25 protein-coding genes are annotated in these 25,546 nt (G+C 67.0%); 12 read left to right on the top strand and 13 right to left on the bottom strand.

Features of this window, described 5'->3' with window-relative positions; all coding sequences use genetic code 11:
* Positions 1-31: 31 nt before the first annotated feature.
* The gene (locus A5764_RS01255; RefSeq protein ID WP_067107270.1) at positions 32-1,648 is read left to right on the top strand and encodes a DHA2 family efflux MFS transporter permease subunit; all 1,617 of its coding nucleotides are present in this window, start codon (positions 32-34) and stop codon (positions 1,646-1,648) included.
* Here A5764_RS01255 and A5764_RS01250 read toward each other — a convergent pair.
* On the bottom strand, positions 1,645-2,208 hold the full coding sequence (locus tag A5764_RS01250) for a TetR/AcrR family transcriptional regulator (RefSeq protein ID WP_067107268.1): 564 nt from the start codon (positions 2,206-2,208) through the stop codon (positions 1,645-1,647). The genes A5764_RS01255 and A5764_RS01250 overlap by 4 nt on opposite strands.
* Before the next feature lie 96 nt (positions 2,209-2,304).
* On the opposite strand from A5764_RS01250, the gene A5764_RS01245 reads away from it, so the two are divergent.
* The gene (locus A5764_RS01245; protein ID WP_067107265.1) at positions 2,305-2,754 is read left to right on the top strand and encodes a DoxX family protein; all 450 of its coding nucleotides are present in this window, start codon (positions 2,305-2,307) and stop codon (positions 2,752-2,754) included.
* On the opposite strand, the gene A5764_RS01240 is transcribed toward A5764_RS01245, so the two are convergent.
* The gene (locus A5764_RS01240) at positions 2,680-4,842 is read right to left on the bottom strand and encodes a S9 family peptidase (protein ID WP_067107262.1); all 2,163 of its coding nucleotides are present in this window, start codon (positions 4,840-4,842) and stop codon (positions 2,680-2,682) included. The two genes, A5764_RS01245 and A5764_RS01240, sit on opposite strands and share 75 nt — an antisense overlap.
* Positions 4,839-5,732 carry a phosphoribosylaminoimidazolesuccinocarboxamide synthase gene (locus tag A5764_RS01235; protein ID WP_067107260.1) on the bottom strand — a complete coding sequence of 298 codons (894 nt, stop codon included), beginning with the start codon at positions 5,730-5,732 and terminating at the stop codon, positions 4,839-4,841. The genes A5764_RS01240 and A5764_RS01235 overlap by 4 nt, the downstream gene beginning before the upstream one ends.
* A gap of 63 nt (positions 5,733-5,795) precedes the next feature.
* Here A5764_RS01235 and A5764_RS01230 point away from each other — a divergent pair, with 63 nt between their 5' ends.
* A complete protein-coding gene (locus A5764_RS01230) occupies positions 5,796-6,425 on the top strand; it encodes a hypothetical protein (protein WP_067107256.1) in 630 nt (209 codons plus the stop codon).
* Here A5764_RS01230 and A5764_RS01225 read toward each other — a convergent pair.
* The 3 genes from A5764_RS01225 to purB are packed head-to-tail and all read right to left on the bottom strand — an operon-like array spanning position 6,390 to position 10,074.
* Positions 6,390-7,394: a tellurite resistance/C4-dicarboxylate transporter family protein gene (locus A5764_RS01225; protein ID WP_067107254.1), complete on the bottom strand. Its 1,005-nt coding sequence runs from the start codon at positions 7,392-7,394 to the stop codon at positions 6,390-6,392. The two genes, A5764_RS01230 and A5764_RS01225, sit on opposite strands and share 36 nt — an antisense overlap.
* Entirely contained in the window at positions 7,391-8,659 is a 1,269-nt protein-coding gene (locus A5764_RS01220; protein ID WP_067107251.1) for a cytochrome P450, read from the bottom strand. The genes A5764_RS01225 and A5764_RS01220 overlap by 4 nt, the downstream gene beginning before the upstream one ends.
* Entirely contained in the window at positions 8,656-10,074 is a 1,419-nt protein-coding gene (gene purB / locus A5764_RS01215) for an adenylosuccinate lyase (protein WP_067107244.1), read from the bottom strand. The genes A5764_RS01220 and purB overlap by 4 nt, the downstream gene beginning before the upstream one ends.
* A 131-nt stretch (positions 10,075-10,205) precedes the next feature.
* Here purB and A5764_RS01210 point away from each other — a divergent pair, with 131 nt between their 5' ends.
* Positions 10,206-10,949, top strand: coding sequence for a DUF429 domain-containing protein (locus A5764_RS01210; RefSeq protein ID WP_067107594.1), 744 nt, complete (start codon positions 10,206-10,208; stop codon positions 10,947-10,949).
* Between the two features lie 5 nt (positions 10,950-10,954).
* On the opposite strand, the gene A5764_RS01205 is transcribed toward A5764_RS01210, so the two are convergent.
* Positions 10,955-11,572, bottom strand: coding sequence for a TetR/AcrR family transcriptional regulator (locus A5764_RS01205; RefSeq protein WP_067107242.1), 618 nt, complete (start codon positions 11,570-11,572; stop codon positions 10,955-10,957).
* Positions 11,573-11,645: 73 nt separating this feature from the next.
* Here A5764_RS01205 and A5764_RS01200 point away from each other — a divergent pair, with 73 nt between their 5' ends.
* Complete coding sequence (locus tag A5764_RS01200; RefSeq protein WP_067107240.1) at positions 11,646-12,563, top strand: alpha/beta hydrolase family protein; 918 nt, start codon at positions 11,646-11,648, stop codon at positions 12,561-12,563.
* Between the two features lie 74 nt (positions 12,564-12,637).
* A complete protein-coding gene (locus A5764_RS01195; protein WP_067107590.1) occupies positions 12,638-14,224 on the top strand; it encodes a gamma-glutamyltransferase family protein in 1,587 nt (528 codons plus the stop codon).
* Here A5764_RS01195 and purD read toward each other — a convergent pair.
* Both purD and A5764_RS01185 read right to left on the bottom strand, forming a co-directional pair.
* Positions 14,221-15,489: a phosphoribosylamine--glycine ligase gene (purD, locus tag A5764_RS01190; protein WP_067107238.1), complete on the bottom strand. Its 1,269-nt coding sequence runs from the start codon at positions 15,487-15,489 to the stop codon at positions 14,221-14,223. The genes A5764_RS01195 and purD overlap by 4 nt on opposite strands.
* Positions 15,490-15,513: 24 nt before the next feature.
* The gene (locus A5764_RS01185; protein ID WP_231989566.1) at positions 15,514-15,876 is read right to left on the bottom strand and encodes a MarR family winged helix-turn-helix transcriptional regulator; all 363 of its coding nucleotides are present in this window, start codon (positions 15,874-15,876) and stop codon (positions 15,514-15,516) included.
* Positions 15,877-16,002: 126 nt separating this feature from the next.
* On the opposite strand from A5764_RS01185, the gene A5764_RS01180 reads away from it, so the two are divergent.
* The 3 genes from A5764_RS01180 to A5764_RS01170 all read left to right on the top strand — a co-directional run bounded on the left by A5764_RS01180 (position 16,003) and on the right by A5764_RS01170 (position 19,094).
* Positions 16,003-17,088 (top strand): aldo/keto reductase, encoded by a 1,086-nt coding sequence (locus A5764_RS01180; RefSeq protein WP_067107233.1) that lies wholly within the window; start codon positions 16,003-16,005, stop codon positions 17,086-17,088.
* 108 nt (positions 17,089-17,196) lie between these two features.
* Complete coding sequence (locus A5764_RS01175; protein WP_067107231.1) at positions 17,197-18,438, top strand: cytochrome P450; 1,242 nt, start codon at positions 17,197-17,199, stop codon at positions 18,436-18,438.
* Positions 18,439-18,458: 20 nt separating this feature from the next.
* Entirely contained in the window at positions 18,459-19,094 is a 636-nt protein-coding gene (locus A5764_RS01170) for a TetR/AcrR family transcriptional regulator (protein WP_067107228.1), read from the top strand.
* Here the strand turns inward: A5764_RS01170 and A5764_RS01165 are convergent.
* From A5764_RS01165 to A5764_RS01150, 4 genes are read right to left on the bottom strand one after another with little or no spacing between them, the layout of a single operon-like run.
* Positions 19,091-19,528, bottom strand: a complete 438-nt coding sequence (locus tag A5764_RS01165) for a carboxymuconolactone decarboxylase family protein (RefSeq protein WP_067107226.1) — start codon at positions 19,526-19,528, stop codon at positions 19,091-19,093. The genes A5764_RS01170 and A5764_RS01165 overlap by 4 nt on opposite strands.
* Positions 19,528-20,382, bottom strand: coding sequence for an NAD(P)-dependent oxidoreductase (locus A5764_RS01160; protein ID WP_067107224.1), 855 nt, complete (start codon positions 20,380-20,382; stop codon positions 19,528-19,530). Before A5764_RS01160 ends, A5764_RS01165 begins: the two co-directional genes overlap by 1 nt.
* The gene (locus A5764_RS01155) at positions 20,379-21,128 is read right to left on the bottom strand and encodes an SDR family oxidoreductase (protein ID WP_067107212.1); all 750 of its coding nucleotides are present in this window, start codon (positions 21,126-21,128) and stop codon (positions 20,379-20,381) included. Before A5764_RS01155 ends, A5764_RS01160 begins: the two co-directional genes overlap by 4 nt.
* Positions 21,129-21,142: 14 nt before the next feature.
* Complete coding sequence (locus A5764_RS01150) at positions 21,143-22,621, bottom strand: aldehyde dehydrogenase (RefSeq protein ID WP_067107210.1); 1,479 nt, start codon at positions 22,619-22,621, stop codon at positions 21,143-21,145.
* Positions 22,622-22,824: 203 nt separating this feature from the next.
* On the opposite strand from A5764_RS01150, the gene A5764_RS01145 reads away from it, so the two are divergent.
* From A5764_RS01145 to A5764_RS01135, 3 genes are read left to right on the top strand one after another with little or no spacing between them, the layout of a single operon-like run.
* Complete coding sequence (locus A5764_RS01145; protein ID WP_067107208.1) at positions 22,825-23,454, top strand: TetR/AcrR family transcriptional regulator; 630 nt, start codon at positions 22,825-22,827, stop codon at positions 23,452-23,454.
* Positions 23,451-24,686, top strand: coding sequence for a cytochrome P450 (locus A5764_RS01140; protein WP_067107206.1), 1,236 nt, complete (start codon positions 23,451-23,453; stop codon positions 24,684-24,686). Before A5764_RS01145 ends, A5764_RS01140 begins: the two co-directional genes overlap by 4 nt.
* Positions 24,687-25,514 carry an SDR family oxidoreductase gene (locus tag A5764_RS01135; RefSeq protein ID WP_067107202.1) on the top strand — a complete coding sequence of 276 codons (828 nt, stop codon included), beginning with the start codon at positions 24,687-24,689 and terminating at the stop codon, positions 25,512-25,514.
* Positions 25,515-25,546 lie beyond the last annotated feature (32 nt).

Raw genomic sequence — 25,546 nt, 5'->3', positions numbered from 1 at the left:
GACCGGCGTCGGCGCCGATGAACGATTCGATATGCTAAGCAACGCTATGGAGAAGGCCCGTTCAGCAGCGGCCGACGCCCCGCCGGTCACCGCCCCCACCGCGCAGCCGGGCGCGCGTGTCTATCCGGACAGGTTGGACGCCGCCCTGCTGCGGATCTCCGGCGTGTGCATACTGGCAACGGTGATGGCGATCGTCGACGTCACCGTCGTCGCGGTCGCGCAACGCACGTTCATCGATCAGTTCGGTTCCTCGCAGGTCGTCGTCTCATGGACGATGACCGGGTACACGCTCGCGTTGGCAACGGTGATCCCACTCACCGGATGGGCCGCCGACAGGTTCGGCACCAAGCGGCTCTTCATCGGCTCGGTGCTGGCTTTTGCGCTAGGCTCACTGCTCTGCGCGGTGGCGTCAAGCATCTTGCAGCTCATCATCTTTCGCATGATGCAAGGCATCGGCGGCGGCATGCTCCTGCCCCTGGGATTCATGATTTTGACGCGCGAAGCGGGCCCCAGCCGGCTCGGCCGTCTGATGTCGATTCTCAGCATCCCCATGCTGCTCGCCCCGATCGCCGGGCCGATCCTGGGCGGCTGGCTCATCGGCACCTCCAGCTGGCGATGGATCTTCCTGATCAACCTGCCTATCGGGCTGATCACGGTGGTCCTGGCGGTGATCGTGTTCCCGAGGGATCACCCGGCGCGGTCGGAAACCTTCGACGCCATCGGCGTGTTGCTGCTCTCGCCCGGGTTGGCGACGTTCTTGTTCGCGGTGTCGTCCATCCCGGGCCGCGGAACCGTGGCCGATCGCCACGTGTTGATACCGGCGACTATCGGCCTGGCGTTGATCGCCGCGTTCGTCGTGCACGCCTGGCACCGCGCCGATCACCCGCTGATCGATCTGCGGCTCTTCCAGAACCCCGTGCTCACCCATGCCAATGTGACGATGCTGGTGTTCGCCGGCGCCTTTTTCGGCGCGGGCCTGCTGCTTCCGAGCTACTTCCAGCAGGTGCTGCACCAGACGCCGATGCAGGCCGGCGTGCGCATGATCCCCCAGGGGCTCGGGGCCATGCTGACCATGCGCCTGACCGGTCCGCTCGTTGATCGGCAAGGGCCGGGCAAGATCGTGCTCGTCGGCATCGCCCTGATCACCGCCGGCCTGGGCACCTTTGCCTTCGGCGTGGCCCGCCAGGCGAATTACGCCCCGACGCTGATCACCGGGCTCACGATCATGGGCCTGGGCATGGGTTGCACCATGATGCCGCTCTCCGTAGCGTCGGTGCAGGCGCTGGCCCCCCACCAAATCGCCCGCGGCACAACCCTGATCAGCGTAAGCCACCAGGTCGGCGGCTCGGTCGGAACCGCCCTGATGTCGATGATCCTGACCAACCAGTTCAACCGCAGCGAAAACGTCGCCGCAGCAAAGAAACTGGCGTCGCTACAGCAGAGGGCCGCCGCCAACGGGGTGCCGGTCAATCAGTCCGAGATACCGCCACAGGCACTTAGCCCCGGCTTCTCGGCCAATGTGCTGCATGACCTTTCCCACGCCTACGCGATGGTGTTCGCGATCGCGGTGGCGTTGGTGCTGTCCACCATCGTCCCGGCGCTGTTTCTGCCGAAGAAACCGGCCAGTCAAACGGCGGCCTGCGATTAGCCGTCGAACAGCATGGTCGCGATCCGCAGCACGGTGTCCATCGGATCGGCCCGCCTGACCGCAGCGTTGACCGCGTCGTTGAGCCACAGCATCGAAAACCCGTGCACCAGTGACCATGCCGCCAGCTGAGCGGCGGCACGGTCGGCCTGCGCGTTGGGGTCCCGCAACGTAGCGACTCCGCGGGAAAGTTCCGCCCCGGCGGCGGCCTCCGCGGCCGCCAGTTCGGTGTCGGCGGCGTCGAGCAGCGACCTGTCGAACATCACCTGATAGTGGCCGGGATGCTCGATGGCGAACCGCACGTAGGCCAGCGCCGCATCGGTGAAGGAGCCCCGGGCGTGGATCAGCGCCTCGGTCAGCAGCCGGAATCCCTGCGTGGCCAACGCGGTGAACAGCCCGCGCCGATCGGTGAAGTGGTGCGCGGGCGCGGCATGTGACACCCCCGCACTGCGGGCCAACTCGCGCAACGAGACCCCGTCCGCGCCGCGCTGGGCCACCAGGCGTGCGGCTTCGGCGAGGATCGCCGCGCGCAGATCACCGTGGTGGTAGTTGGAGCGGTTCATGGCGCCCAGCGTACCGCATATCTTGACAGTGACTAGATACCCGCCTACATTGACGGTACCGCCAAACTTGTCAGTGTCTAGATTGGAAAGATCGCAATGGTTCCATTGATCACCCTGCTCGTGGCCACCGTCGCCGCTCGGAGCATCGGCTGGCTCGGCGTCGGCTATGTGAACAGCTGGACCGCCGCGCTCGCCGTCGGGCTCGCGGTGATGTTCGTGTTGACCGGCATTTCGCACTTCGCGCTGCCGCTACGGCGCGACCTCATCGCGATCGTGCCGCCCCGGTTGCCCGCCCCCGGTCTGCTGGTGACCATCACCGGCCTGCTGGAGCTGCTGGGCGCGGCGGGCTTGCTGCTCCCCGCGATCCGGGTGGCGGCGGCCGTCTGCCTGGTGGTGCTGATGCTGGCCATGTTCCCGGCCAACGTCTACGCCGCCCGGATGCCCGATCCGCCCAAGTCGATGACGACGCGACTACCCCTGCGGACGGCCATCGAGGTCGTATTCCTGGCCGCGGCCGTAGCGGTCGCCGTCGGCAGCGGCCAGTAGCCACGCGTACTGGAATGCGGTTTCCTCCCAAGCCCTATAGCGACCACTGACGCCACCATGCCCGGCGTTCATCTGCGTCTTCAGCAGGATCGGAGCGCCGTCGGTGTCGGCGTGCCGCAATGCCGCAACCCACTTTGCGGGTTCCACGTAGTAGACCCTGGTGTCGTTGAGGGAGGTCATCGCCAGGATGGCCGGATACCGTTTGTCCCCCACATTCTCGTAGGGCGAATACGACTTCATATACCAGTAAACATGGCTGTCGCTCAACGGGTTTCCCCATTCGTCCCATTCGGTGACGGTCAGCGGCAGGGAGGGGTCGAGGATGGTGGTCAGCGGGTCGACAAACGGCACCTGCGCCAGGATTCCGGCGAAAAGCTCCGGCGCCAGGTTGGCCACCGCGCCCACCAACAAACCGCCGGCGCTGCCGCCCAGGGCCACCAGCTGCTGCGGCCCGGTCACGCCGGAGGCCACCAAATGCCTTGCCACCGCGACAAAGTCGGTGAAGGTGTTCCTCTTCTCCAACAGCTTGCCGTGCTCGTACCACAACCGGCCCATCTCACCGCCGCCGCGGACGTGGGCGATCACGAACGCCATGCCGCGGTCCAGCAACGACAACCGCGCGATGGAAAAGCTTGGATCGGTGCAGATCTCGTAGGCGCCATAGCCGTAAAGCAGCGCGGGCGCCGGGAACTCGATGTCGGCGCGGTGCACGATCGAGACCGGGACCCGGGTGCCGTCGTCGGCCAGCGCCCAATCGCGGCGTTCGACGTAATCGTCGGGCCGGTAGCCGCCGAGGACGGGCTGCTCGCGCAGCAAGGTCCGCTCACCGGTGCCAAAGTCGAGGTCGTAGATCTGCGCCGGGGTGACCAGCGACCCCGCCCTGATGCGCAGCTTCGGGGACTCCCAGTTGGGATTGCCGGCCAAACCGCACCACATCAGCTCGGAGTCGAACGAGATCTCGTCGGGTTCACCGTAGCCGCCGTCGGAGCCGATGGGCCACAACTGAATCCGGGGTAACGCGTCTCGGCGGTAGCTGACCACCAGATGGCCGGCAAAGGCATCCACGCCATCGAGCCGGACATCGTCGCGATGGGGAATCAGGGTGCGTTGCCGCGTCGGGTCACTGACCGGCGCCTCGCTGAGGACGAAGTTCACCGCACCGTCGTTGTGCAGGATCAAGAAACGGTCCTGCCCGTCGACCACCGCGTGCTCTACGGAGTACTCGACGCCTTCGCGGCGGGGCAGCACGACGGTGAACCGGGCGTCCGGGTCGGCCGAGTCGGCGTAGCGCATTTCGGTGGTGATCGACGAACCCGCGGCGATGAACACATATTTCTCACTTCGGGTGAGCCCGGCGCCCACCCAAAACCGTTCGTCGGGTTCGTGATACACCAGCTCCGCCGGCTCTGTCGAGCCGAGCCGATGGCGCCACACCTTGTCGGGACGGTGGGCCGGATCCAGGGTCAGGTAGTACACCGTACGGTTGTCGGCCGCCCAGGTGACTCCGGCCGCGATGTCGGCGATCTCGTCACCGAACAGCTCGCCGGTCCGTAAATCCTTGAACCGCAGGGTGTAGCGCTCGTCGCCGACGGTGTCGACGGAGTAGGCCAGCAGGTTCCCGTCCAGGCTGACCATCGCGGCCCCCAGCGCGAAGAATTCGTGGCCTTCGGCCTCGGCGTTCGAATCGAGCAGCACCTGCTCCCCCGGGATTTCGGTGTTCTCGTCCAGGAGCGGGGGGTTCCAGTCGTCGGGATCGGCTATCGGGCAACGGCACTGGACGCGATACTGCTTTCCTTCGAAGGTGCGGGCGTAGTACCACCAGTCGCCTTGACGCGTCGGTACCGAGAGATCCGTTTCCTTGGTGCGCGCCTTGATCTCGTCGAAGATCTGCTGCCGCAACGGTTCCAGACGGGCCGTCATCCGGTCGGCGTAGTCGTTCTCGGCCTCCAGGTAGGCGATGACTTCCGGGTCGGCCTTGTCCCGCAGCCATTCGTACGGGTCGACGAAGACGTCCCCGTGGTGCTCTCGCCGGCTCTCCACCCGCTTGGCTGTGGGCGGTGACGGTGCGTCGACGGAAGTCTCGGTCATGCGCCCGGACCGATCCAGTCGCCGAACCTCAGGCCGGAAATGCGTTCGTAGGCATTGATATAGCGATCGCGCGTGGCCTCGATGATGTCGTCGGGAAGCGGTGGCGGAGGTTGTGAGCCGTGTCGGTCCCAGCCGGACTCGGGGCTGGTCAGCCAGTTGCGGACGAACTGCTTGTCGAAACTGGTCTGGACCTCACCGGGCCGGTAACCGTCTGCCGGCCAGTAGCGCGACGAATCCGGGGTGAAGATCTCGTCGGCCAGCAGCAGGTTGCCGTCGCGGTCGGTGCCGAATTCGAACTTGGTGTCGGCGATGATGATTCCCTTCGTCAGGGCGTGGTCGGCGGCCTGGACATAGATCTGCAGGGTACGGTCGCGCAGTTGGTTGGCCCGCACTGCTCCCACCATCTCGATCACCCGGGCGAACGGGATGTTCTCATCGTGGTCCCCGAGCGCCGCCTTGGTCGCCGGGGTGAACAGCGGCGTGGCGAACCTGCTGGCTTCCACCAAACCCGGCGGCAGCGGGATGCCGCAGACCTTGCCGGTGGCCTGGTAGTCCAGCAGCCCCGAGCCGGTCAGGTAGCCGCGCGCCACGCATTCCACCGGAACCATCTCGAGTCGGCGCACCACCAGCGCGCGGCCCAGCACCTCGTCGGGGATGCGCGGGTCATCCGGCGGCCCGGCCAGGTGGTTGGGGGCCTCGACGAGGCCGAAAAAGAACACGCTCATCGCGGTCAGGATGCGGCCCTTGTCCGGGATGGTGCTGTCCAGCACGTAGTCGTAGGCCGAGATCCGGTCGGTCGCCACCAGCAGCAGGTGCTGGTCGTCGACGCGATAGATCTCCCGGACCTTGCCGCTGGCCAGATGCCGGTAGTCGGACAGTGCAGGACGCATCGGGTCAGCCTATCGGGCGTCGTAAGAGCGACGCGGCGCTGGGAGCTGTGCTGGTATGGCGCTATGACGTCGCCGACATCGCGAATTCTGCCCTATGCCACGACACCCGGCCGGCTGGCCGTCCAACTCTTCAGCGATTTCGCCATCGTGCTGTGGACGGCGATATGGCTGCTGGTCGGCACGGCCGTGTACGACGCCATCTCGGCCATCGCCGACGCCGGCCGGCAGGTCGAGAACGGGGCGAACGGGATCGCCGGCAATTTGGCCTCGGCAGGCCATGGCGCGCAGCACATTCCGGTGGTCGGCGATGCGGTCAGCAAGCCGCTCACGTCGGCCAGCGAGGCCGCCCTCGACATCGCCGGGGCCGGACACAGCCTGGACACCACGGCCAGCTGGCTCGCCATTCTGCTGGCGCTGAGCGTGGTCGCGGTGCCGCTCCTCATCGTGGACCTGCCATGGCTTTTCCTGCGGCTGCGGTTCTTCCGGCGCAAGTGGGCGGTCACCGGCCTCGCGGCGAGCCCGGCCGGCGAACAACTGCTGGCGCTGCGGGCGTTGACCAACCGCGCGCCGCGCAAGCTGGCCGCGATCAGCGCGGATCCGGTCGGCGGGTGGCGCCGCGAGGATCCCGTCACCATCCGGGCGCTGGCCGCGCTGGAGCTACGGTCGGCCGGCGTCAGAGTTCGGGCGGGCTGACACCAAGGCGCGCGACAAGCGCAGCAGCCCGGCGACCACCACAATCACCCACGCGGCCAACGCATCCCAGAAGAAAACCAGCGACACGGTGATCAGCGAACCGTGACCGATTTCGGCCGCCATGGCATAACTGGCCGCGGCGTACATGCCCAGCGGGAACACCAGCGCCCACCACACGCCGGCGAACCGCAGCAGGTCGGGCCCCTGCCTGATCCGGTGCAGGCCGAAGTAGATCAGCGGCGGTATCCACAAGGTGGCCGCCACCCAGGTCACGACGGTCAACGCCAGCACCGGCCCCGCCAGCCAGGCCGGAGCCACGCCGTGGATCTTGTCGCCGGCCAGCGTCGCAATCGCCAGGCCGCCCATCAAGATCCAGCTGTCGGGCTCAAAACCGTCACGATCCTGACGTTCGGTGACGGCGCGCCATAGGTTCAGCCACGTCATCAGGCCGTAGATACACAGGGCGGCCACCCAGACGGGCACCGCGACCCAGAGCCACCGGTGTTGGTGCCGCGCGACCGTCGCCGCCACGATCGCCAGTCCGGAGGTGCCCACGCTGGCAAGCTCCCAGGCCCCGTGTGCGCGGTCCCGCAGCGCCGCCCAGGGGCGTGCCGACATATTGCGCGCGGTGAGCACGATCAACAGCAGCCACGACGCGAGCGCCACCGCGCCGAGCAAGTTCAGCGCGACCCGCTGGGACGCCAGGCGGCTGTCCAGCACCGCGCACGCGGCGACAAACGTGAACAGTCGCAGGGTGACGTCGGGGTCACGCAAGTCCCAGGAAGCGATCGCTCTGGTGGCGAGGACCAGGACGACCAGGACCCCCAACGCGACGGTGGCCAGGACGCCCAATGTGTCGCTGATCGCGCGGTAGTGGTGGTCGCGCGCCACGATCGACAGGACTCCGGTCGCCATCACCGCGGCGAACGCGTCGGGTGACGGCTCGACATCGGCGAGCCTGATCCTCACTGGTCCTCGAGCAGCTCCACGACGAGGTGCCGGATGCCGGTATGCCGGTTGCTGCGAGTCCATTCGACGGGCCGGACCACCCGCACGGCTGCAAAGCGGGTCAGCAGTTCCTCGTAGAGGACGCGGAGTTCCAGCCTGGCCAGGTTGGCGCCCAGGCAATAGTGCACACCTTGACCGAATCCCAAGTGCGGGTTGGGTTTCCGTTCAATGTCAAACTCGTCTGCGCGGTCGAACACGCCGGCGTCGCGGTTGGCCGAACCCTCCCAGATCTGGACCTTCTGTCCGGCCTGGATCGGCTGCCCACCGAGGGTGACGTCGCGCGTGGCGGTGCGCCGCTTCGACGGTGACGGCGACGTCCACCGCACCATCTCTTCCACCGCCGTCGGAAGCACGCCGAAATCCCCGCGCAGCGCGCGCAATTGCTCCGGGTGCTCGGCCAGCGCCAGCAGGCCACCGGCGACGGCGTTGCGCGTGGTCTCCGCGCCGGCGCTGAACAGCAGGCTGAAGAACAGGTACAGCTCGAGGTCGGACAGGGCCGGCGCCGCGGCGTCACCAACAGTGGCGTTAGCCACGACCGACAGCATGTCGTCGGTCGGCTGGGCACGCTTCGACGCGATCAATTCCAGGCCGTAGGCATACATCCGCGACCCGGCCGCTGCATCTCTGTCTGAAGCCGAGAGCTGCGACAGCTGCGATAATCTGGCCTTGCGCGAGCCGCCGAAGTCAAACTGCGGCTCGATGGCCTCGAACAGCCAATGCCGTTCGGATTCCGGCACTCCCAGCAGGATGCAGATCATCTGCATCGGCAGCTCGGCGGCGATCTCCACCAGAAAGTCGAACGGTTCGCCCGGCACCACCGCATCCAGGAGCCGGCACGCCCGGGCCCGCAGATCGTCCTCGACGCGACGGATCATCCGCGGCGTCAGCCCGGAGCTGACGAGGCGGCGGATCTGAGAATGCCGCGGGTCGTCCATCATGTTGAGCACCTGGCCGGCGATCGCCAGGTCCTGCAACAGCGTTCCGCCGAACGGCCGCTCGCCCCCCGTCACCGAGGAGAACGTCGTCGGGTCCTTCAGCACCGCAAGCGTTTCCGCATAGGTGGCCACCGACCAGAAGCCCTCGCCGTCTGGCGTGTTGTCGGTCGGCTCGTGCCAGTACACCGGCGCCTCGCGCCGATGGACGGCGAATAGGTCGTGCGGAAATCCATTAGCGAAGTAGTCCAGATCGGTGAAGTCGATTCGCGAGAGCGCACCGGCGAGGGTCACAGGATGGCCCCCGGCGTGTACTTCGCCGCGTCCGGGTAGCGGCTCACCAACGCGTCCACGGCCGCGGTCACCTCGTCCACCTGGTCGGCGGCGGCGCCGGTGAACGCCTTCTTGTCGGCCAGCGCGGCGTCCAGGCCCGCTCGGTCCAGCGGCAGCCGCTCGTCGGCGGCCAACCGGTCCAGCAGGTCCGGCTCGGCGCCGCGTTCCCGCATGGCCAGCGCCGTGGCCACGGCGTGCTCGCGGATCACGTGGTGGGCGGCCTCGCGCCCCATGCCGGCGCGCACCGCGGCGATCAACACCTTGGTGGTGGCCAGGAACGGCAGGTAGCGATCCAGCTCGCGGGCGATAACCGCCGGGTAGGCGCCGAACTCGTCGAGCACCGTCAGAAACGTCTCGATCTGCCCGTCGATGGCAAAGAAGCTGTCGGGCAACGCGACTCGGCGCACCACGGAGCAGAACACGTCGCCCTCGTTCCACTGCGCGCCCGCCAGCTCGGCGCCCATGGAGGCGTAGCCGCGCAGCACCACCTGCAGGCCGTTGACCCGTTCGCAGCTGCGGGTGTTCATCTTGTGCGGCATCGCCGACGAGCCGACCTGTCCCTCAGCGAACCCTTCGGTGACCAGTTCGTGTCCGGCCATCAGCCGGATGGTGTGGGCCATCGACGACGGTCCGGCGCCAAGCTGCACCAGCGCCGAGATCACGTCATGGTCCAGCGAACGCGGGTAGATTTGCCCGACGCTGGTCAAAACCGTTGTGAAACCCAAGAATTCGGCCACGCGTCGCTCGAGTTCGGTCAGCTTGGCCGCGTCCCCGTCCAGCAGGTCCAGCATGTCCTGCGCCGTGCCCATGGGACCCTTGATGCCGCGCAACGGGTAGCGGTCGATCAGCTCGCGCAGTCTGGTCAACGCGACCATCGTCTCCTGGGCCGCCGAGGCGAACCGCTTGCCCAACGTCGTCGCCTGCGCGGCCACGTTGTGGCTGCGCCCGGCCATCACCAGATCGCGATAGGCCACCGCCCGCTCGGACAGCCGCGCCACCACCGCAACGCCATGAGCGAACACCAATTCCAGCGACCGCCGGATTTGCAGCTGCTCCACGTTCTCGGTGAGATCGCGGCTGGTCATCCCCTTGTGCACCTGCTCGTGGCCGGCCAGGGCATTGAATTCCTCGATGCGGGCCTTGACGTCGTGGCGCAGCACCCGTTCGCGGTCCGCGATCGAGGCCAGGTCGACATCGTCGAGCACCCGCTCGTAGTCGGCGATCGCCTCCGGCGGAACATCCACCCCGAGCTCGGCCTGCGCCCGCAGCACGGCCAGCCACAGCCGCCGCTCCGCGACGACCTTGGCCTCCGGCGACCAGATCGCGACCATCTCCGGGCTGGCGTACCGGGCGGCCAGCACGTTCGGAATGCTCACAAACACACAGCTTACGGTTTGCCGTGCTTTCGGCTTTTTCGCCGGGCGTAACGTCGTGGCGGAAATTCGGCCAGAAAATCGCCGTGGCGTTCCATGCGGTGAGGCGTCAGCGGCCCGCCTACCCTGTGGCGATGTACTTCGTCGGCGTCGACCTGGCCTGGGCCGGTCGCAAGCCGACCGGCGTCGCAGTGCTCGACTCCGACGGCCGCCTGGTGCACCTCGGCGCGGTGCGCGACGACGAGGCAGTGCTGGCCGCGTTGTCACCCTACGTGCAGGGCGATTGCCTGGTCGCGTTCGACGCGCCGCTCGTGGTGACCAATCCGACGGGCCAGCGGCCCGCCGAGGCGGCGCTCAACCGCGATTTCCGCCGCTTCGAAGCCGGCGCGCACCCGGCCAACACCGCCAAACCCGAGTTCGCCGACGCGCCGCGCGGGGCGCGGCTGGCCCTGGCGCTGGGCCTCGACATGGACCCACTCTCGTCGGCGGCACGACGCGCCATCGAGGTTTACCCGCACCCGGCAACCGTGGTGCTGTTCCGCCTGGCGCGCACGCTGAAGTACAAGGCCAAGCCCGGCCGCGACGTGGCCCGGCTCAGGTCGGAGCTGACGCTCCTGATGGACGGCATCGACAAGCTCGCACACGCGCCGGTGCCCTTAAACGTCGCCGGCGATGACTGGGCGCAGCTGCGCCGGCTCGTGGTCAGCGCGCAACGCAAGAGCGAGCTGCGCCGGGCCGAAGATCCGGTCGACGCCGTCGTCTGCGCCTATGTCGCGTTGTACGCGCAGCGTTGCCCGGCGGGCATCACGATCTACGGCGATTTCGCCACCGGGTACATCGTGACGCCTTCGTTGCCTCCCGAGCTGGGCCGCCCGTAGGACGGTCAGATCTGCACGGGTCGCGGGTCGATGGGGGCCAGCACGTCGATGATGTCGACGACCGTTCCCATCGCCGCGGCCCGCGCGTCGCCCCCCTCGACCAGGGCGGAGACCACGGCACCGTCGACCGCACAGACGAGGGTGCGCACCAGCTCGATGTGGACCGACCGGCCCGATCGCTCGATGGCCTCGGCCACGGCCTCGGCCCGTTGCCGCAGGCTGCGCCGCATGGTTTCGCGTAATGCGGGCAGCCGCGTGCAGGCGATGTGTCGCTCGTACCGCGATATCAGCTGCTCGACGAGCGACGGGTCGGACAGGTCTCCCACCAGCAGGTCGACCAGCACTTCGGCTGTGGTCTCGGGCCCGCGACGCCGCCGGGACAGCTCGTTGACCCTGGCCCGCAGCTGCGCTATTTCGATCATCCCGATGTGCTCGACGGCGCGGGCGATCAAATCGTCAAGAGACGAGAAGTAATACGTGGTGGAGGCCAACGGCAGGCCGGCCCGCCGGGCGACCGCCCGGTGACGCACGGCCTCGAACCCGCCTTCGGCAAGCAGCTCGGCGGCTGCGCTCACGAGCGCATACCGTCGACGTTCTCCCTTGGGAGTAACTGCTGCCGTCACGAGTAGACATCGTGCCAGCCAAAGTGGTACTGCATTGCCATTTCGGCCAAACGGCCCGCCAGACCAACATGGCATGATGGCCCGCATGCCCGACTTGAGCCGCCGCGCCCTGCTCGGTCTTGGCGCCTCGACGGCCGTCGGCGCTGCCGGCGCATACGCCCTAGACATGCTGCTCCAGCCGCGAACGTCCCACGCTGCGCCGGCGCCGACGGCCGGTCCCCAAGCGCCGCTGGCACCGGCGCCGACTGCACCGCTCGAGCCGGCGCCGTCGGCCCAGCCCGCACCCACCATGGTTACGGGATCCTTCGTGTCGGCGGCTCGCGGCGGCGTCTCGACCAACTGGGCGATCGCCCGGCCGCCCGGACAGACCAAGGCGCTGCGGCCCGTGATCGCGCTGCACGGCAAGGGCAGTGACGCGTCCACAGTCATGGCCGGCGGCGTCGAGCAGGGGCTGGCCCAGGCCGTCAACGCCGGCCTGCCGCCCTTTGCGGTGGTCGCCGTCGACGGCGGCGGGGGCTATTGGCACAAGAGGGCTTCGGGCGAGGACGCCGGCGCCATGGTGGTCAACGAGCTGATCCCGATGCTGGGCGGCCAGGGTCTGGACACTTCGCGGCTGGCGTTGTTGGGCTGGTCGATGGGCGGCTACGGCGCGTTGCTGATCGGAGGTCGGCTGGGACCCGCGCGCACCGCGGCGATTTGCGCGGTGAGCCCCGCGCTGTGGCTGTCGTCGGGGGCGGCCGCACCCGGTGCCTTCGACGGGTCCGACGACTTCGCAGCGAACTCGGTGTTCGGGATGCCGGCGCTGGCGTCGATCCCGATTCGGGTGGATTGCGGCGACAGCGACCCGTTTTACGGGGCGACCAAGCAATTCATCGCTCAGCTGCCGAACCCGCCCGCGGGCGGTTTTTCGCCCGGCGGGCACAACGGGGAGTTCTGGAGCTCACAGCTGCCTGCCGAGCTGACGTGGATGGCGCCGCTGCTGACGGCGTAGCCGGTTGCGGTGGCGAGCGTAACGCCACGGCGGGAAATCACGCCGAAAATCGCCGCAGCGTTACGCTCGCGGACGTGACCACACCGTTCGGTTGGGACTTCCCCTACGCTTGGCCGCGCAAGCCGGTTCTGGCCGCGAACGCGGTGTGCACGTCCCAGCCACTGGCCGGGCAGGCGGGACTGCGGATGCTCGCCGAGGGAGGCAGCGCGGTGGACGCGGCGATCGCCACCGCCATCACGCTCACCCTCGTCGAACCGGTGTCCAACGGCATCGGCTCGGACGCTTTCGCCATCGTGTGGGACGGCGTGCGACTGCACGGACTGAATGCATCCGGCCGCTCCCCCGCGGGCTGGACCCCAGAGTACTTCGGCGGCAACGCCGTTCCCGCGCTCGGCTGGAATTCGGTGACCGTGCCCGGGGCCGTGTCGGCATGGGCCGAGCTGCACGCCAAGTTCGGCAAACTTCCGTTTGCGAAGCTCTTCGAGCCCGCGATCGCCTACGGCCGCGACGGCTTTCTGGTTTCGCCGACGGTGGCGAAGCAATGGGCGGCGAACATGCCGCTGGTCAAGGACCAGCCCGGTTTCGCCGAGGCATTCCTGCCCGGCGGCCGAGCGCCCAAACCCGGTGAGCTGTTTCGGTTTCCCGATCATGCCGCCACATTGGAGCGAGTCGCGGCCACTCACGGCGAGGCTTTCTACCGTGGCGAGCTGGCCGCCAAATTGGAGGCCCACGCGCTGGCCAACGGCGCCGTCATGCGCGCCAGCGACCTTGCTGCCCACCGCGCCGATTGGGTGGGCACGATCCACGCCGACTACCGCGGTTACACGGTGCACGAAATACCGCCCAACGGCCAGGGCATCGTAGCCCTCATCGCCCTCGGAATCCTGGAACATTTCGACATGGCCTCTATGCCAGCCGATTCCGCCGACAACGTACACCTGCAGATCGAGGCGGTGAAGCTGGCGTTCGCCGACGCGCAGGCCTATGTCGCCGACGTCGACCACATGACGCTGGCCCCGGAACGCTTGCTGGACAAGGAATACCTGCGGCAGCGGGCGAGCCTGATCGACCGCAAGCGAGCCAAGCCGGCGTTCGCGGGCACCCCGAACGGGGGAACCGTGTATCTGACCGCCGCCGACGCCGCGGGCGTGATGGTATCGATGATCCAGTCCAACTACATGGATTTCGGATCCGGCGTCGTGGTGACCGGCACCGGGATCTCGCTGCAAAACCGGGGCGCTAATTTCACTGTGGCAGAAGGTCATCCGAATCGGGTCGGGCCTAACAAGCGTCCTTACCACACAATCATCCCGGGCTTCGTCACCAAGGACGGCGACCCGGTGATGAGCTTCGGGGTGATGGGCGGGTTCATGCAGCCCCAGGGCCACGTGCAGGTGATGGTGCGCATCGCCGACCACGGGCAGAATCCGCAGGCAGCGTGCGACGGGCCGCGGTTCAGGTGGGTAAAGGGCACGCAGGTCTGCTGCGAGAAAGCAGGTTTCCCGCCTGCGACGCTGGAAGAGCTGCAGCGGCGCGGACATGACCTGGTTATCGTCGACAACTACATCCAATTCGGCAGCTGTCAGGCGATCTGGCGCCTCGACGACGGCTACCTTGCGGTGAGCGATCCACGCCGCGACGGTCAGGCCGCGGGTTTCTAGACGCTGACCTTGCCCTCCGCCGCGGCCAGGGCGATGTCGCTACGAAAGTGGCTGCCGGGCAGCTTGATTGAGCTCAGGATGTCGTACGCCTTCGCGCGCGCCGCCGCCAGGTCGGCGCCGGTGCCCACCACCGACAGCACCCGCCCGCCCGACGAGACGATGGTGCCGTCGTCGCGCCGCGCCGTTCCGGCGTGCAGCACCCCGTCGGCTTCGGAACCCGCGACGAGGTCGCCGACGCGCGGCCGGCCGGGATAGTTCTCGGCGGCCAGCACCACCGTCACGGCGGCACCGTCGCGCCAACGGAGCTCACCGAAATCGGCCAACGTGCCGGTGCCGGCGGCGTAAAGGAGCTGGGCGAGCGGTGAGTCCAGCAGGGCCAGCACGGCCTGAGTCTCGGGATCGCCGAAGCGGCAATTGAATTCGACCACCGCGGGCCCGTTCCTGGTGATAGCCAACCCGACGTACAGCAACCCGGAAAAGGGACTGCCCCGCCGAACCAGTTCGGCGGCAACGGGTTCGACGATCTGGCTGACCATTTCCCGGTACACGTCGTCGGGCAGCCAGGCCAGCGGCGCATAGGCGCCCATGCCGCCGGTATTGGGTCCGGTATCACCGTCACCGACCCGCTTGAAGTCTTGCGCCGGCACCAGTGGCACCACGGTGTCGCCGTCGACGACGCAGAACAGCGACACCTCCGGGCCGTCGAGAAAAGACTCCAGCAGCACCGGGTGGCCCGCGTCGAGCAGCCCGGCGGCGTGGACGCGCGCCGCGTCGCGATCCGGCGTCACCACCACGCCCTTGCCTGCGGCCAGGCGGTCGTCCTTGACCACCCAGGCCGGGTCGCCGGCCGGCGGCCCGAACCGGTCCAGGGCGACATCCAACTTCGCTGGATTGTCGACGATTTCGCTGGCCGCCGTCCGCACGCCGGCCGCGGCCATGACCTCTTTGGCGAACGCCTTGGAGCCTTCGATGCGGGCGGCGTCCTTGCTGGGCCCGAAGCACACCAGGCCGGCGGCGCGCACGGCGTCGGCCACGCCCAGCACGAGCGGCACCTCGGGACCGATGACCACCATGTCGGCGCGCACCTCGCGCGCCAACGTGACCACGTCCTCGCCGGAGGTGATGTCGACGTCGTGTTGCTCGGCCAGCCGCGCGGTGCCGGCGTTGCCGGGCGCGATGGCCAGCCCGGTGACCTGCGGGTCTTTGCTGAGCGCGAGCAGCAGCGCATGTTCACGGGCTCCGGAACCGATCACCAGGACGCGCACGAAACGTCAGACTAGCTCAGACGTTCAGACGATTCGTTCCAGCAGTCTTTTCAGCTCTTTCTGCTGGCCGACGGTGAGGCGCCCGAGACGCTTGTCGAACTCCGCCGACAGCAGCGCGAGGCCGTCGGCGGCGACTTTGCGCCCGGCCGGGGTGAGCAGGAGTCGATGGCGCCGCAGATCTGTCGGATCGATCTCGCGGCGCACGAACCCCGCCGCCTCAAGTCGTTTCAGATAAACCGTCACCGTCGGCTTAGGCATGCTCAGCGTCGTGGCCAGTTCGGCCGGGAAGGGATGCTCATCGATCTCGGCGAGCAGGAATAGCTCTTTGGACTCGAGCCCGAGCGCGCAGATTTCGCTCTCGGCGCAGGAGATGACCGATAGCAGCACCCTGTAGTTCAACGACCAGATCTTGGCCGCATCGACAGTGGACACGACTTGTCCGATCGTTTAGTTATAAACTAGTTTAGTTCTGAACATACCCATCTTTTGAACAATCTATCAGAAAGGGTCGCCATGCCCCTGGATCAATACGTGACGCTGGGACGGTCCGGCTTACGCGTCAGCCCCCTGTGCCTGGGAGCGATGACCTTCGGTGAGGACCTCGGCTGGGGCACTAGTGTGGAGGAGTCGCAACAGATCATCGATCGATACGTCGCACTCGGCGGCAATTTCATCGACACCGCCAACTTCTACACTCGCAGCCACTCCGAGAAGATCATCGGCGATCACATAGGTCGGCACCCCGCCCGCCGCGATCGCTTGGTGATCGCGACCAAGTTCAGCGGCAACCTGTATCCGGGTGACCCCAACGGAGGGGGCTCGGGTCGCAAATCGCTGATCAACGCGTGCGAGAACTCGCTGCGGCGGTTGCAGACCGATTACATCGACCTGTACTGGCTCCACATCTGGGACGCGAATACTCCCATTGACGAGACGATGGCCGCACTCGACGACCTCGTCCGGGCTGGCAAGGTGCGCTACATCGGCGTTTCCGACACCCCGGCGTGGAAAATCGCCCAAGCCAACCTGATTGCCCGTTTCCGCGGCTGGTCGGCATTCGTGGGGTTGCAAGTTGAATACTCGCTGCTCGAAAGGGATGTCGAACAGGAACTCGTCCCGATGGCTTCGGAATTCGGCCTGGGCATCACACCGTGGTCGCCGTTGAAGAGCGGCGTGCTCAGCGGCAAGTACACCCGGCGAAATGCCGGGCAGCACAAAGCCGATCGCGGCGCGCTCGTCGACAGCTTCCTCACCGAGGAGACCTACGCTGTCATCGACGAACTCGAGGTCATCGCCAAAGCGCACGAGACAAACGTTGCCAGTGTGGCGCTGGCGTGGGTTCACGCCCAGCCCGCCGTCTCGTCGATCATCATCGGGGCACGCCGGCTCTCGCAGCTCGAGGACAATGTCCGCGCCGTCGATGTGAACCTCACCGCCGACGAACTGGCCCGGCTCGACGCATTGACCAAGCCGACTTTCGGCTTCCCGCACAACATGCTGGAAATGGCCCCGGGCATGATCAACGGCGGGGCGACGGTTAACGGCGTCTTCGCGCCAACCTCCGAATATGTGATGCCCGAAGGCGGCCAGCCGCACTGAGACGTCGCGCATCCGAACCAACCAGGATCGCCTCGGCCATACACTTGACAGCTAGGTGTATGGTCGAGGCGAGGGTGTGTTTCAGCTCACCCGGGGAGGTAATCGCGCATGACCACAACACCGAGCGTCTGCCCATTCGGCTCCGGTTTCGACTTCACCGATCCCGATGTACTCCACCGTGGGGTGCCCATAACCGAGTTCGCCGAACTCCGCAAGACCGCGCCGATCTGGTGGAATGAGCAGCCGCCAGGCGCCAGTGTCTTTGACGACGGCGGGTATTGGGTGATCAGCAGGCATCAAGACATCAAGGAGATCTCCCGGGACAACGAGGTGTGGTCGACGAACGCTAAGGGCGTCGTGATGCGATTCCCCGACGGGATGACGGCCGAGCAGCTGGAGCTCACCAAGGCGCTGTTGATAAATCATGATCCGCCCGAGCACACTCGGCTGCGCAAGCTGGTCTCTCGGCTCTTCACACCACGATCGGTAGCCTCGCTCGAGCAGAAGCTCGCGTCCGCCGCCCACGACATCGTCCGTGCCGCGGCCGAGAAGGACACCGGCAACTTCGTCGACGACATCGCCATGAAGCTTCCCCTGCTGGCGATCGCGGATCTGATCGGGGTTCCGGAAGCCGACCGCGAGCGGCTGTTCGCCTGGACGAACGCCGTGATGAATGCCGACGATCCGGATTTCGACAGCGATCCCACCACGGCCAATGCCGAGCTGATGGGCTACGCCTACAACATGGCCGACGATCGCCGCCGCTGTCCGGCCGACGATATCGTCACCAAGCTGGTGCAGGCCGACATCGACGGCGAATCGCTGGGCGAGACCGAGTTCGCGTTCTTCGTCATCCTGCTTGCCGTCGCGGGCAACGAGACCACCCGCAACGCTATGACGCACGGAATCAACGCATTTTCCGAGCATCCCGACCAGTGGGAGCTTTACAAGCGCGAGCGCCCGGAGACCGCCGTCGACGAGATCGTCCGCTGGGCGACGCCAGTGCACTGTTTCCAGCGGACCGCCCGCAAGGATGTCGAGCTCGGCGGTGTCGCGATCCGAGAAGGCCAGCGGGTCGGTCTGTTCTACAGCTCGGCCAACTTCGACGAAGACGTCTTCGACCGACCGTTCGAATTCAACGTCTTGCGCAATCCCAATCCGCACCTGGCATTCGGCGGAAACGGCGCCCACTACTGCATTGGCGCCAACCTGGCGCGCATGGAGATCAAACTGATCTTCAACGAAATCGCCGACCAACTACCGAGGATCTCCGCGATAGCGAAACCCCAGCGGCTTCGGTCGGGATGGATCAACGGCATCAAAGATCTGCAAGTCGCCTACCACGGGTAGCCGCCGCATAGGATTCCGGCGTGCGCACCCACGGATGGGCGGGCGCCGCGCCCGCCACCGACGAGGAGGCCGTCGCCCGTATCTTGGCCGCGGCCAGCCAGGCCATCGACAGCCGCGGCGGCGACTTCAGCATCGCCGACGTGGCGCGCGCGCTCGGTGTCACGCGGCAGACCATTTACCGGTACTTCCCCAGCACCGACGCTTTGCTGGTCACTGCGGCCACCCAGGCGGCGACCGGCTTCCTCGATCGGTTGGCTGCGCACTTGTCGGGCATCACCGATCCCGCGGAAGCGGTCACCGAAGGAATCGCCACCGCGCTGGAGTGGCTACCCGCGGACAAACACATCGGTCTACTGCTGGCCCGAGATCGCGCCAACGCATTCACCGCGGACGTCACCTCGGAGGTGGCCCTGGGATTCGCCGCCGCGATGTTGCGACGCTTCGACGTCGATTGGGGCGCAGCCGGTTTGACCGATGACGACTTGACCGAGCTCGGCGAGCACCTGCTACGGATCATCCAGTCGTTCGTGATCGACCCCGGGCGCCCGCCCCGGCAGGGTGTCGAGCTGCGGCGATATCTGCGCCGCTGGGTCGGCCTCACGGTCGCGAAGGAGCAGCCACGAGGGGAAGACCCGTCGAACACCGCCGGAGGCTAGCCCCGGTCCTTGCCCGTGTGCATCTTGACCGCGGCATCGACGTTGGCCTTCTTGTCCTCGCCGGCGCCTTTCGCCGCGGCCTTCTTGCGCTTCGCCATGACGGCACCGACCGCGCCGTTGAACGCTGACCCGAGGGGAAACCCGAGATAGTGCGTGAGGAAGACCGCCATCTCCTTGAGTTCATCCTCGGTGAGTTCCTCGTTGAGCAGCGCGGCGTTGATCTGAATTTCGGCCAGATCGCGACTTCCCAGGGCGGTCACGGCCGTCAGCGTCATGATGCGTTTGTCGCGCATCGACAATCCCGGTCGGGTCCAGATGCTGCCGAACAGGTGGTCGACGGTCAGATCGAAGTACGCGTCGCCCTCGATGTTGGGCATCTCCCAGCCATAGACCTCGTTCATCTTCTCGAGGCCCTTGCGGCGCAATTCGTCCATCATGTCTCTTTCTGTGCGTGTGGTACTCCCAGGCCGGCCGCCAGCCGCTGCAACGCCACCTCGGCGAGCGGCAGGTCGACCGCTACGGCCTCGCCGAGAGCCAGCGCCAGGCTGAGATCCTTCTCCCCCAGCCCGCGGGTGTGCAGGAACGGCTGGTACAGAAAGTGGTCGGGCTCAAGGTCTTTCATATCGTCGCGCACCATTATCGCTCCCGGGCCACCCGTCAGCGCATCAGTGTGCCGTACCACTCGGCCCAGCGCTTGCAGGTCCAGCCCTGCCGCATCGGCCAGTTTCATGGCCTCGCACGCCGCGACGTAGGAGGTGAAGGTCAACATGTTGCGGGCCAGCTTCATTCGCGTCCCCGCGCCCGGCTCACCGGCATGGATAACCATGGATGCCCACTGCTTGAACGCCGGCTTGGCCCGCTCGTAAACTTCGCGCTCGGCGCCCACCATGACGGCGAGCTCACCCTTGTCTGCCGCACCCCCGCCGCCGCTGACCGGCGCGTCGACGACATGGATCTGTCGCTCTTTCAGTTCGGCGGCCAGCTCGACTGCGGTGGTGTCGCTGATGGTCGAGTGGATCGCGATGATGGTGCCGGGCTTGGCGTGGGCGGCGAGCTCGCCGACGACCTCGCGCACCTGCGCGTCGTCGAGCACGGTGACGCTGATGAGATCGGCACCGGCAACGTCGGTGACGCTGTCGGCTAGCGTCGCACCGGCTTCGGCCAGCGGTGTCATCGCCTCGGCTCGGACGTCGTAGACGATCACCCCGCCCGGCCAGTCGACCAGCCGTTTGGCCATCGGCGCGCCCATTTTGCCGAGGCCGATGTACCCGAGCTTCATGTCTGTCATGAGCGGATTATCTGCCCGCCGTCGACGTTGAAGATCTGCCCGGTGATCCAAGACGCCTCGTCGGACAGCAGGAACAGGCACATCCCGACCAGGTCCTCCGGAGTTCCCATGCGGGACAAGGGAAGACCCTTGACGATGTCGCTGACGATCTCTTGGGGGGTGGTGGTGCGGTTGGCCTCGGTGTCGATGGGGCCGGGCGCGATCGCGTTGATCCGGATCTTCTGGCCGCCCAGTTCGCGGGAGAGCTGTTGGGTGAGGCCGTTGATGCCGACCTTCGCCAGGCCGTAGAAGTTCGAGTACAGCCACGCGGCGGTGGAGGACTGGTTGACGATCGCTCCGCCACCGCGTTTGGCCATCTTCTTGTAGACCGCACGCGTGCACCAGAGCGCGCCGTCGAGGTTCACGCTCATGAACCTCTTGTAGTAGTCGGGGTCGACGGTGAGCAGGAAGTCCAACTTCATGCCCCCGAAGATCGCGGCGTTGTTCACGAGGTAGTCGATGCCGCCGAACTCGGCCAGCGTGCGGTCGGCCATCGCCTTGGCCGACGCCGGGTCGGAAACATCGACCGGAACGGCCAGCGCCGTGCCGCCGTCGGCGACGATCTGCTTCGCCACGCCCTCGGCGGCCTCGGCCTTGATGTCGGCGACCACCACCGCGGCGCCCTCACGGGCCAGCGCCTCGGCGTACGCCTGCCCGATGCCTCCCCCGGACCCGGTGACGATGGCGACTTTGTTCTCGAATCGCATGCTTTCGAACTCCTCTAGTTGACCGCTGTCGCAATGGTCTTGATTTCCAGGTACTCCTCGAAGCCAGCCACACCCATCTCGCGGCCGTTTCCGGATTGCTTGTACCCGCCGAACGGTGCGTCGGCGGAGTACCAGACGCCGCCATTGACGTTGATCGTGCCCGCGCGGACCCGCGCGGCAACCCTCGCCGCCCTATCCGGGTCGGCGCCGAACACGGTGCCCGACAACCCATATGGCGAGTCGTTGGCAATGCGCACGGCGTCGTCGTCGCCGTCGTGCGGAATCACGGTCAAGACGGGGCCGAAGATCTCTTCGCGGGCGCAGCGGGCGTCGTTGCCCAGCCCCGCTATCACGGTGGGCTCGATGAAGAACCCGGCCTCACGGTCGGCCGGCCGGCCTCCCCCGCAGGCGAACGTCCCGCCCTCGGCGATCGCCGAGTCGAGATAGCCCAGTATCCGGTCGCGTTGGCGGGCCGAAATCACTGGCCCGCAGATGGTTCCGGGGTCGGTGGGGTCGCCGGCCTTGATGCCTCCCATCGTTGCCGCCGCGATGGCGACCGCTTCGTCATACCGCGCCCGCGGCACCACCAGCCGGGTGGTGATGGCGCATCCCTGCCCGGCGTGCATGCACACCGAGAACCCCGCCACGCCCACTGCACCGCCCAAGTCGGCGTCGTCGAGCACGATGAACGCCGACTTGCCGCCCAGCTCGAGGAAGACTTTCTTGATCGTGGCGGCGCCGTCGGCCATCACGCTGCGGCCGGTGGCGGTCGACCCGGTGAACGAAATCATGTCCACCCGAGGGTCTTTGGCCAACAGCGCACCCACGCCGTGGTCGCTGGACGTGACGATGTTGATGACGCCGGGCGGAAAGTCGGTGTGCTCGGCGATGAGTTCCCCCAGCACCGCGGCGCACCAGGGGGTGTCCGGGGCGGGCTTCAGCACGACGGTGTTTCCGGCGGCCAGGGCGGGGCCGATCTTGGCGAGGTTGATCTGGTGGGGAAAGTTCCACGGGGTGATGGCGCCGACGACACCGACGGCCTCGCGCGCGATGGTGCGCCGGGTGGCGATGCCCATTGGCGACGCCTCGCCGAGATCCCGGCTGTACTCGTAGGATTCGGCGGTATCCGCCGCGAATGCCAGGTCGTTGACCGGGACTTCCAGCTGTGCGATCGCGGTGAGCATCCGCGGCGCGCCGACTTCGGCGATGGTCAACTCGCGCAGCTCTTCGAGGTGCGACTGCATCGCTTCGCGCAACTGCCGCACGCACCGCACCCGCAATTCGGTGTTGCGGGACCAGTCCGTGTCGTCGAAGGCGCGCCGCGCGGCATCGATGGCGCGGCCCATGTCGCCGGCGTCCGCGTCGGCGGCCACCCCCAGCACTTCCTCGGTAGCCGGATTGATCGTCGGGAAGGTCCCCGCGCTTCCCGGAGATAGCTTGCCGTCAATGAACAGTGCGCTCGCGCCGTCGGCCAGCAGCGTTGTTTGGGCCATTTCGCTCCCACCTTTGGGATGACAGGAAAACAGTCGAATGGACAGTTGTCCGATATTGTCCCTTCGAACCATAGCCGTGGGCCGGGCACGGGTGCAAGAGCCGATACCGCCAGGGGCCCGATGTCCGCCACAAATACGCAGTTCACTGGCATATTTACGGACCGGCCTTGCTTCGTGCCCGCCGCGTCCGATAACGTGGACACGTGTCCAGCGATGCACTGGCTACGGTCGCATCCCACGCCGAGCGCCAGACCGGAGCGACCTTGCGCAACCGCCGCCAGGAGGAGACCTTCCGCAAGGTCCTGGCCGCCGGCATCGAAACGCTGCGCGAGAAGTCCTACGCCGACCTGACGGTGCGCGCGGTAGCGGCCCGCGCCAAGGTGGCTCCTGCCACCGCCTACACCTACTTCTCGTCGAAGAACCACTTGATCGCCGAGGTGTACCTCGACCTGGTGCGGCAGGTCCCCTACTTCACCGACGTGAACGATCCGATGGCGGTCCGGGTAGAGCAGACGTTGCGCCACCTGGCGTTGGTGGTCGCCGACGAGCCCGAGGTGGGCGCGGCGTGCACGACGGCGTTGCTGTCCGGCGGCACCGATCCCGCGGTGCGCGCCGCGCGCGACCGGATCGGCGCCGAGATCCACCGCCGCATCGCGTCCGCGATCGGGCCCGGCGCCAACCCTGCCACCGTCTCCGCGCTCGAGATGGCCTTCTTCGGCGCGCTGGTGCAGGCCGGCAGCGGCCAGTTCACCTACCGCGAAATCGCCGACCGGATCGCCTTCGTGGTGAACCTCGTCCTGGCCGGCGCCGACCAGCCAGGGGGCGATGGATGACCGTGCACGTCGGGGACCACGAGTTGGTCCTGGATCCCTACGACTACAACTTCCACGAGGATCCCTACCCGTACTACAAGCGGCTGCGCGACGAAGCCCCGCTATACCGCAACGACGAGCTGAAGTTCTGGGCGTTGTCGCGGCACCAGGACGTGCTGCACGGCTTCCGCAACAGCACCACGCTGTCCAACAAGTACGGCGTCTCGCTGGACCCGGCGTCGCGCGGTCCGCATGCCAGCAAGACGATGTCGTTTCTGGCGATGGACGATCCGGCCCACCTGCGCCTGCGCACGCTGGTCTCAAAAGGTTTCACGCCGAGGCGCATTCGTGAACTCGAGCCGCGCGTCACCGAGATCGCGACACAGCACCTCGACGCGATGCTGGAAAGGGCTGGGTCTTCAGCGGACGGCGCTGACGACTTTGTCGACTATGTCGACGAATTCGCCGGGAAGCTGCCCATGGATGTCATTTCCGAGCTGATGGGTGTTCCCGAGCCGGATCGAGTTCAGGTCCGGGCCTGGGCCGACGGGGTGATGCACCGCGACGAGGGTGTTACCGACGTGCCGCCGGAGGCGGTCGAGGCCTCCATCAACTTGATCGTCTACTACCAGGGGATGGTGGCCGAGCGGCGCAAGAAACCCACCGACGATCTGACCACCGCGCTGCTTCAGGCCGAGATCGACGGCGACCGGCTCACCGACGACGAAATCCTCGGTTTCATGTTCCTGATGGTGATCGCGGGCAACGAGACCACCACCAAACTCCTTGCCAACGCCGCGTTTTGGGGGCACAAGAATCCCGATCAGCTGGCCCCGGTCTACGCCGACCTGTCCCGGGTGCCGCTGTGGGTCGAGGAGACCCTGCGCTACGACACCTCCAGCCAGATCCTGGCCCGCACCGTGTCCGCGGGGCTCACCCTCTACGACACCACAATCCCCGAGGGCGACGTGCTGCTGCTGCTGCCGGGGTCGGCCCATCGCGACGAGCGGGTGTTCGACAATCCCGACGACTATCTGATCGGGCGCGAAATCGGGCCCAAGCTATTGAGTTTCGGTAGCGGCGCACACTTTTGCCTGGGCGCGCATTTGGCCCGGATGGAAGCCAGGGTTGCGCTCACCGAGTTGTTCAAGCGAATCCGCGGATATGAGGTCGACGAGGCCAACGCCGTCCGCGTCCACTCCAGCAATGTCCGCGGATTCGCTCACCTACCCATGCGCGTGGAGGTCCGCTGAATGCCCCGCTTTGACCCCTTGCCCGAACGTCGACCGGCGATCGTGGCCGGCGCCTCCTCCGGCATCGGAGAGGCCACCGCGATCGAGCTCGCGGCGCACGGCTTCCCGGTCGCCCTGGGTGCCCGCCGGGTCGAGAAGCTCAACGACATCGTCGGGAAGATCAACGCCGATGGCGGCGAGGCGGTCGGATTCCACTTGGACGTCACCGACCCGAACTCGGTGAAATCTTTTGTCGCACAGTCAGTCGCCGCGCTCGGCGACATCGAGGTGCTGGTGGCCGGCGCCGGCGACACCTACTTTGGCAAGCTCGCCGAGATCACCACCGACGAGTTCGAATCACAGCTGCAGATCCACCTCGTCGGCGCCAACCGGTTGGCCGCCGCGGTGCTGCCCGGCATGCTCGACCGGCAGCGCGGTGACCTGATCTTCGTGGGATCCGATGTGGCCCTGCGCCAGCGGCCGCACATGGGCGCCTACGGCGCGGCCAAGGCCGCACTGGTCGCGATGGTCACCAACTTCCAAATGGAGCTCGAGGGCACCGGCGTGCGTGCCTCGATCGTGCACCCCGGACCCACGAAGACAGCCATGGGCTGGAGCCTGCCGGCGGACAAGATCGGACCCGCCCTGGAGGACTGGGCCAAGTGGGGACAGGCCCGCCACGACTACTTCCTCCGCGCGGCGGACCTGGCTCGAGCCATCACCTTCGTCGCCGAGACACCCCGCGGGGGCTTTATCGCCAACATGGAGCTTCAACCCGAAGCACCGTTGGCCGACAAGAAAGACCGCCAGAAGCTCGCGCTCGGGGAAGAAGGGATCCCAGGACAGTGACCTCTTCGCGAACCGACGATGCGGCGCGAGGC

Origin of the sequence: Mycobacterium sp. 852002-51057_SCH5723018, from assembly GCF_001667035.1 — a bacterium.
Lineage (GTDB): Bacteria > Actinomycetota > Actinomycetes > Mycobacteriales > Mycobacteriaceae > Mycobacterium.
Note: the sequence above shows the minus strand (reverse complement) of the source record. Positions and strands in the feature narration are given on the sequence as shown.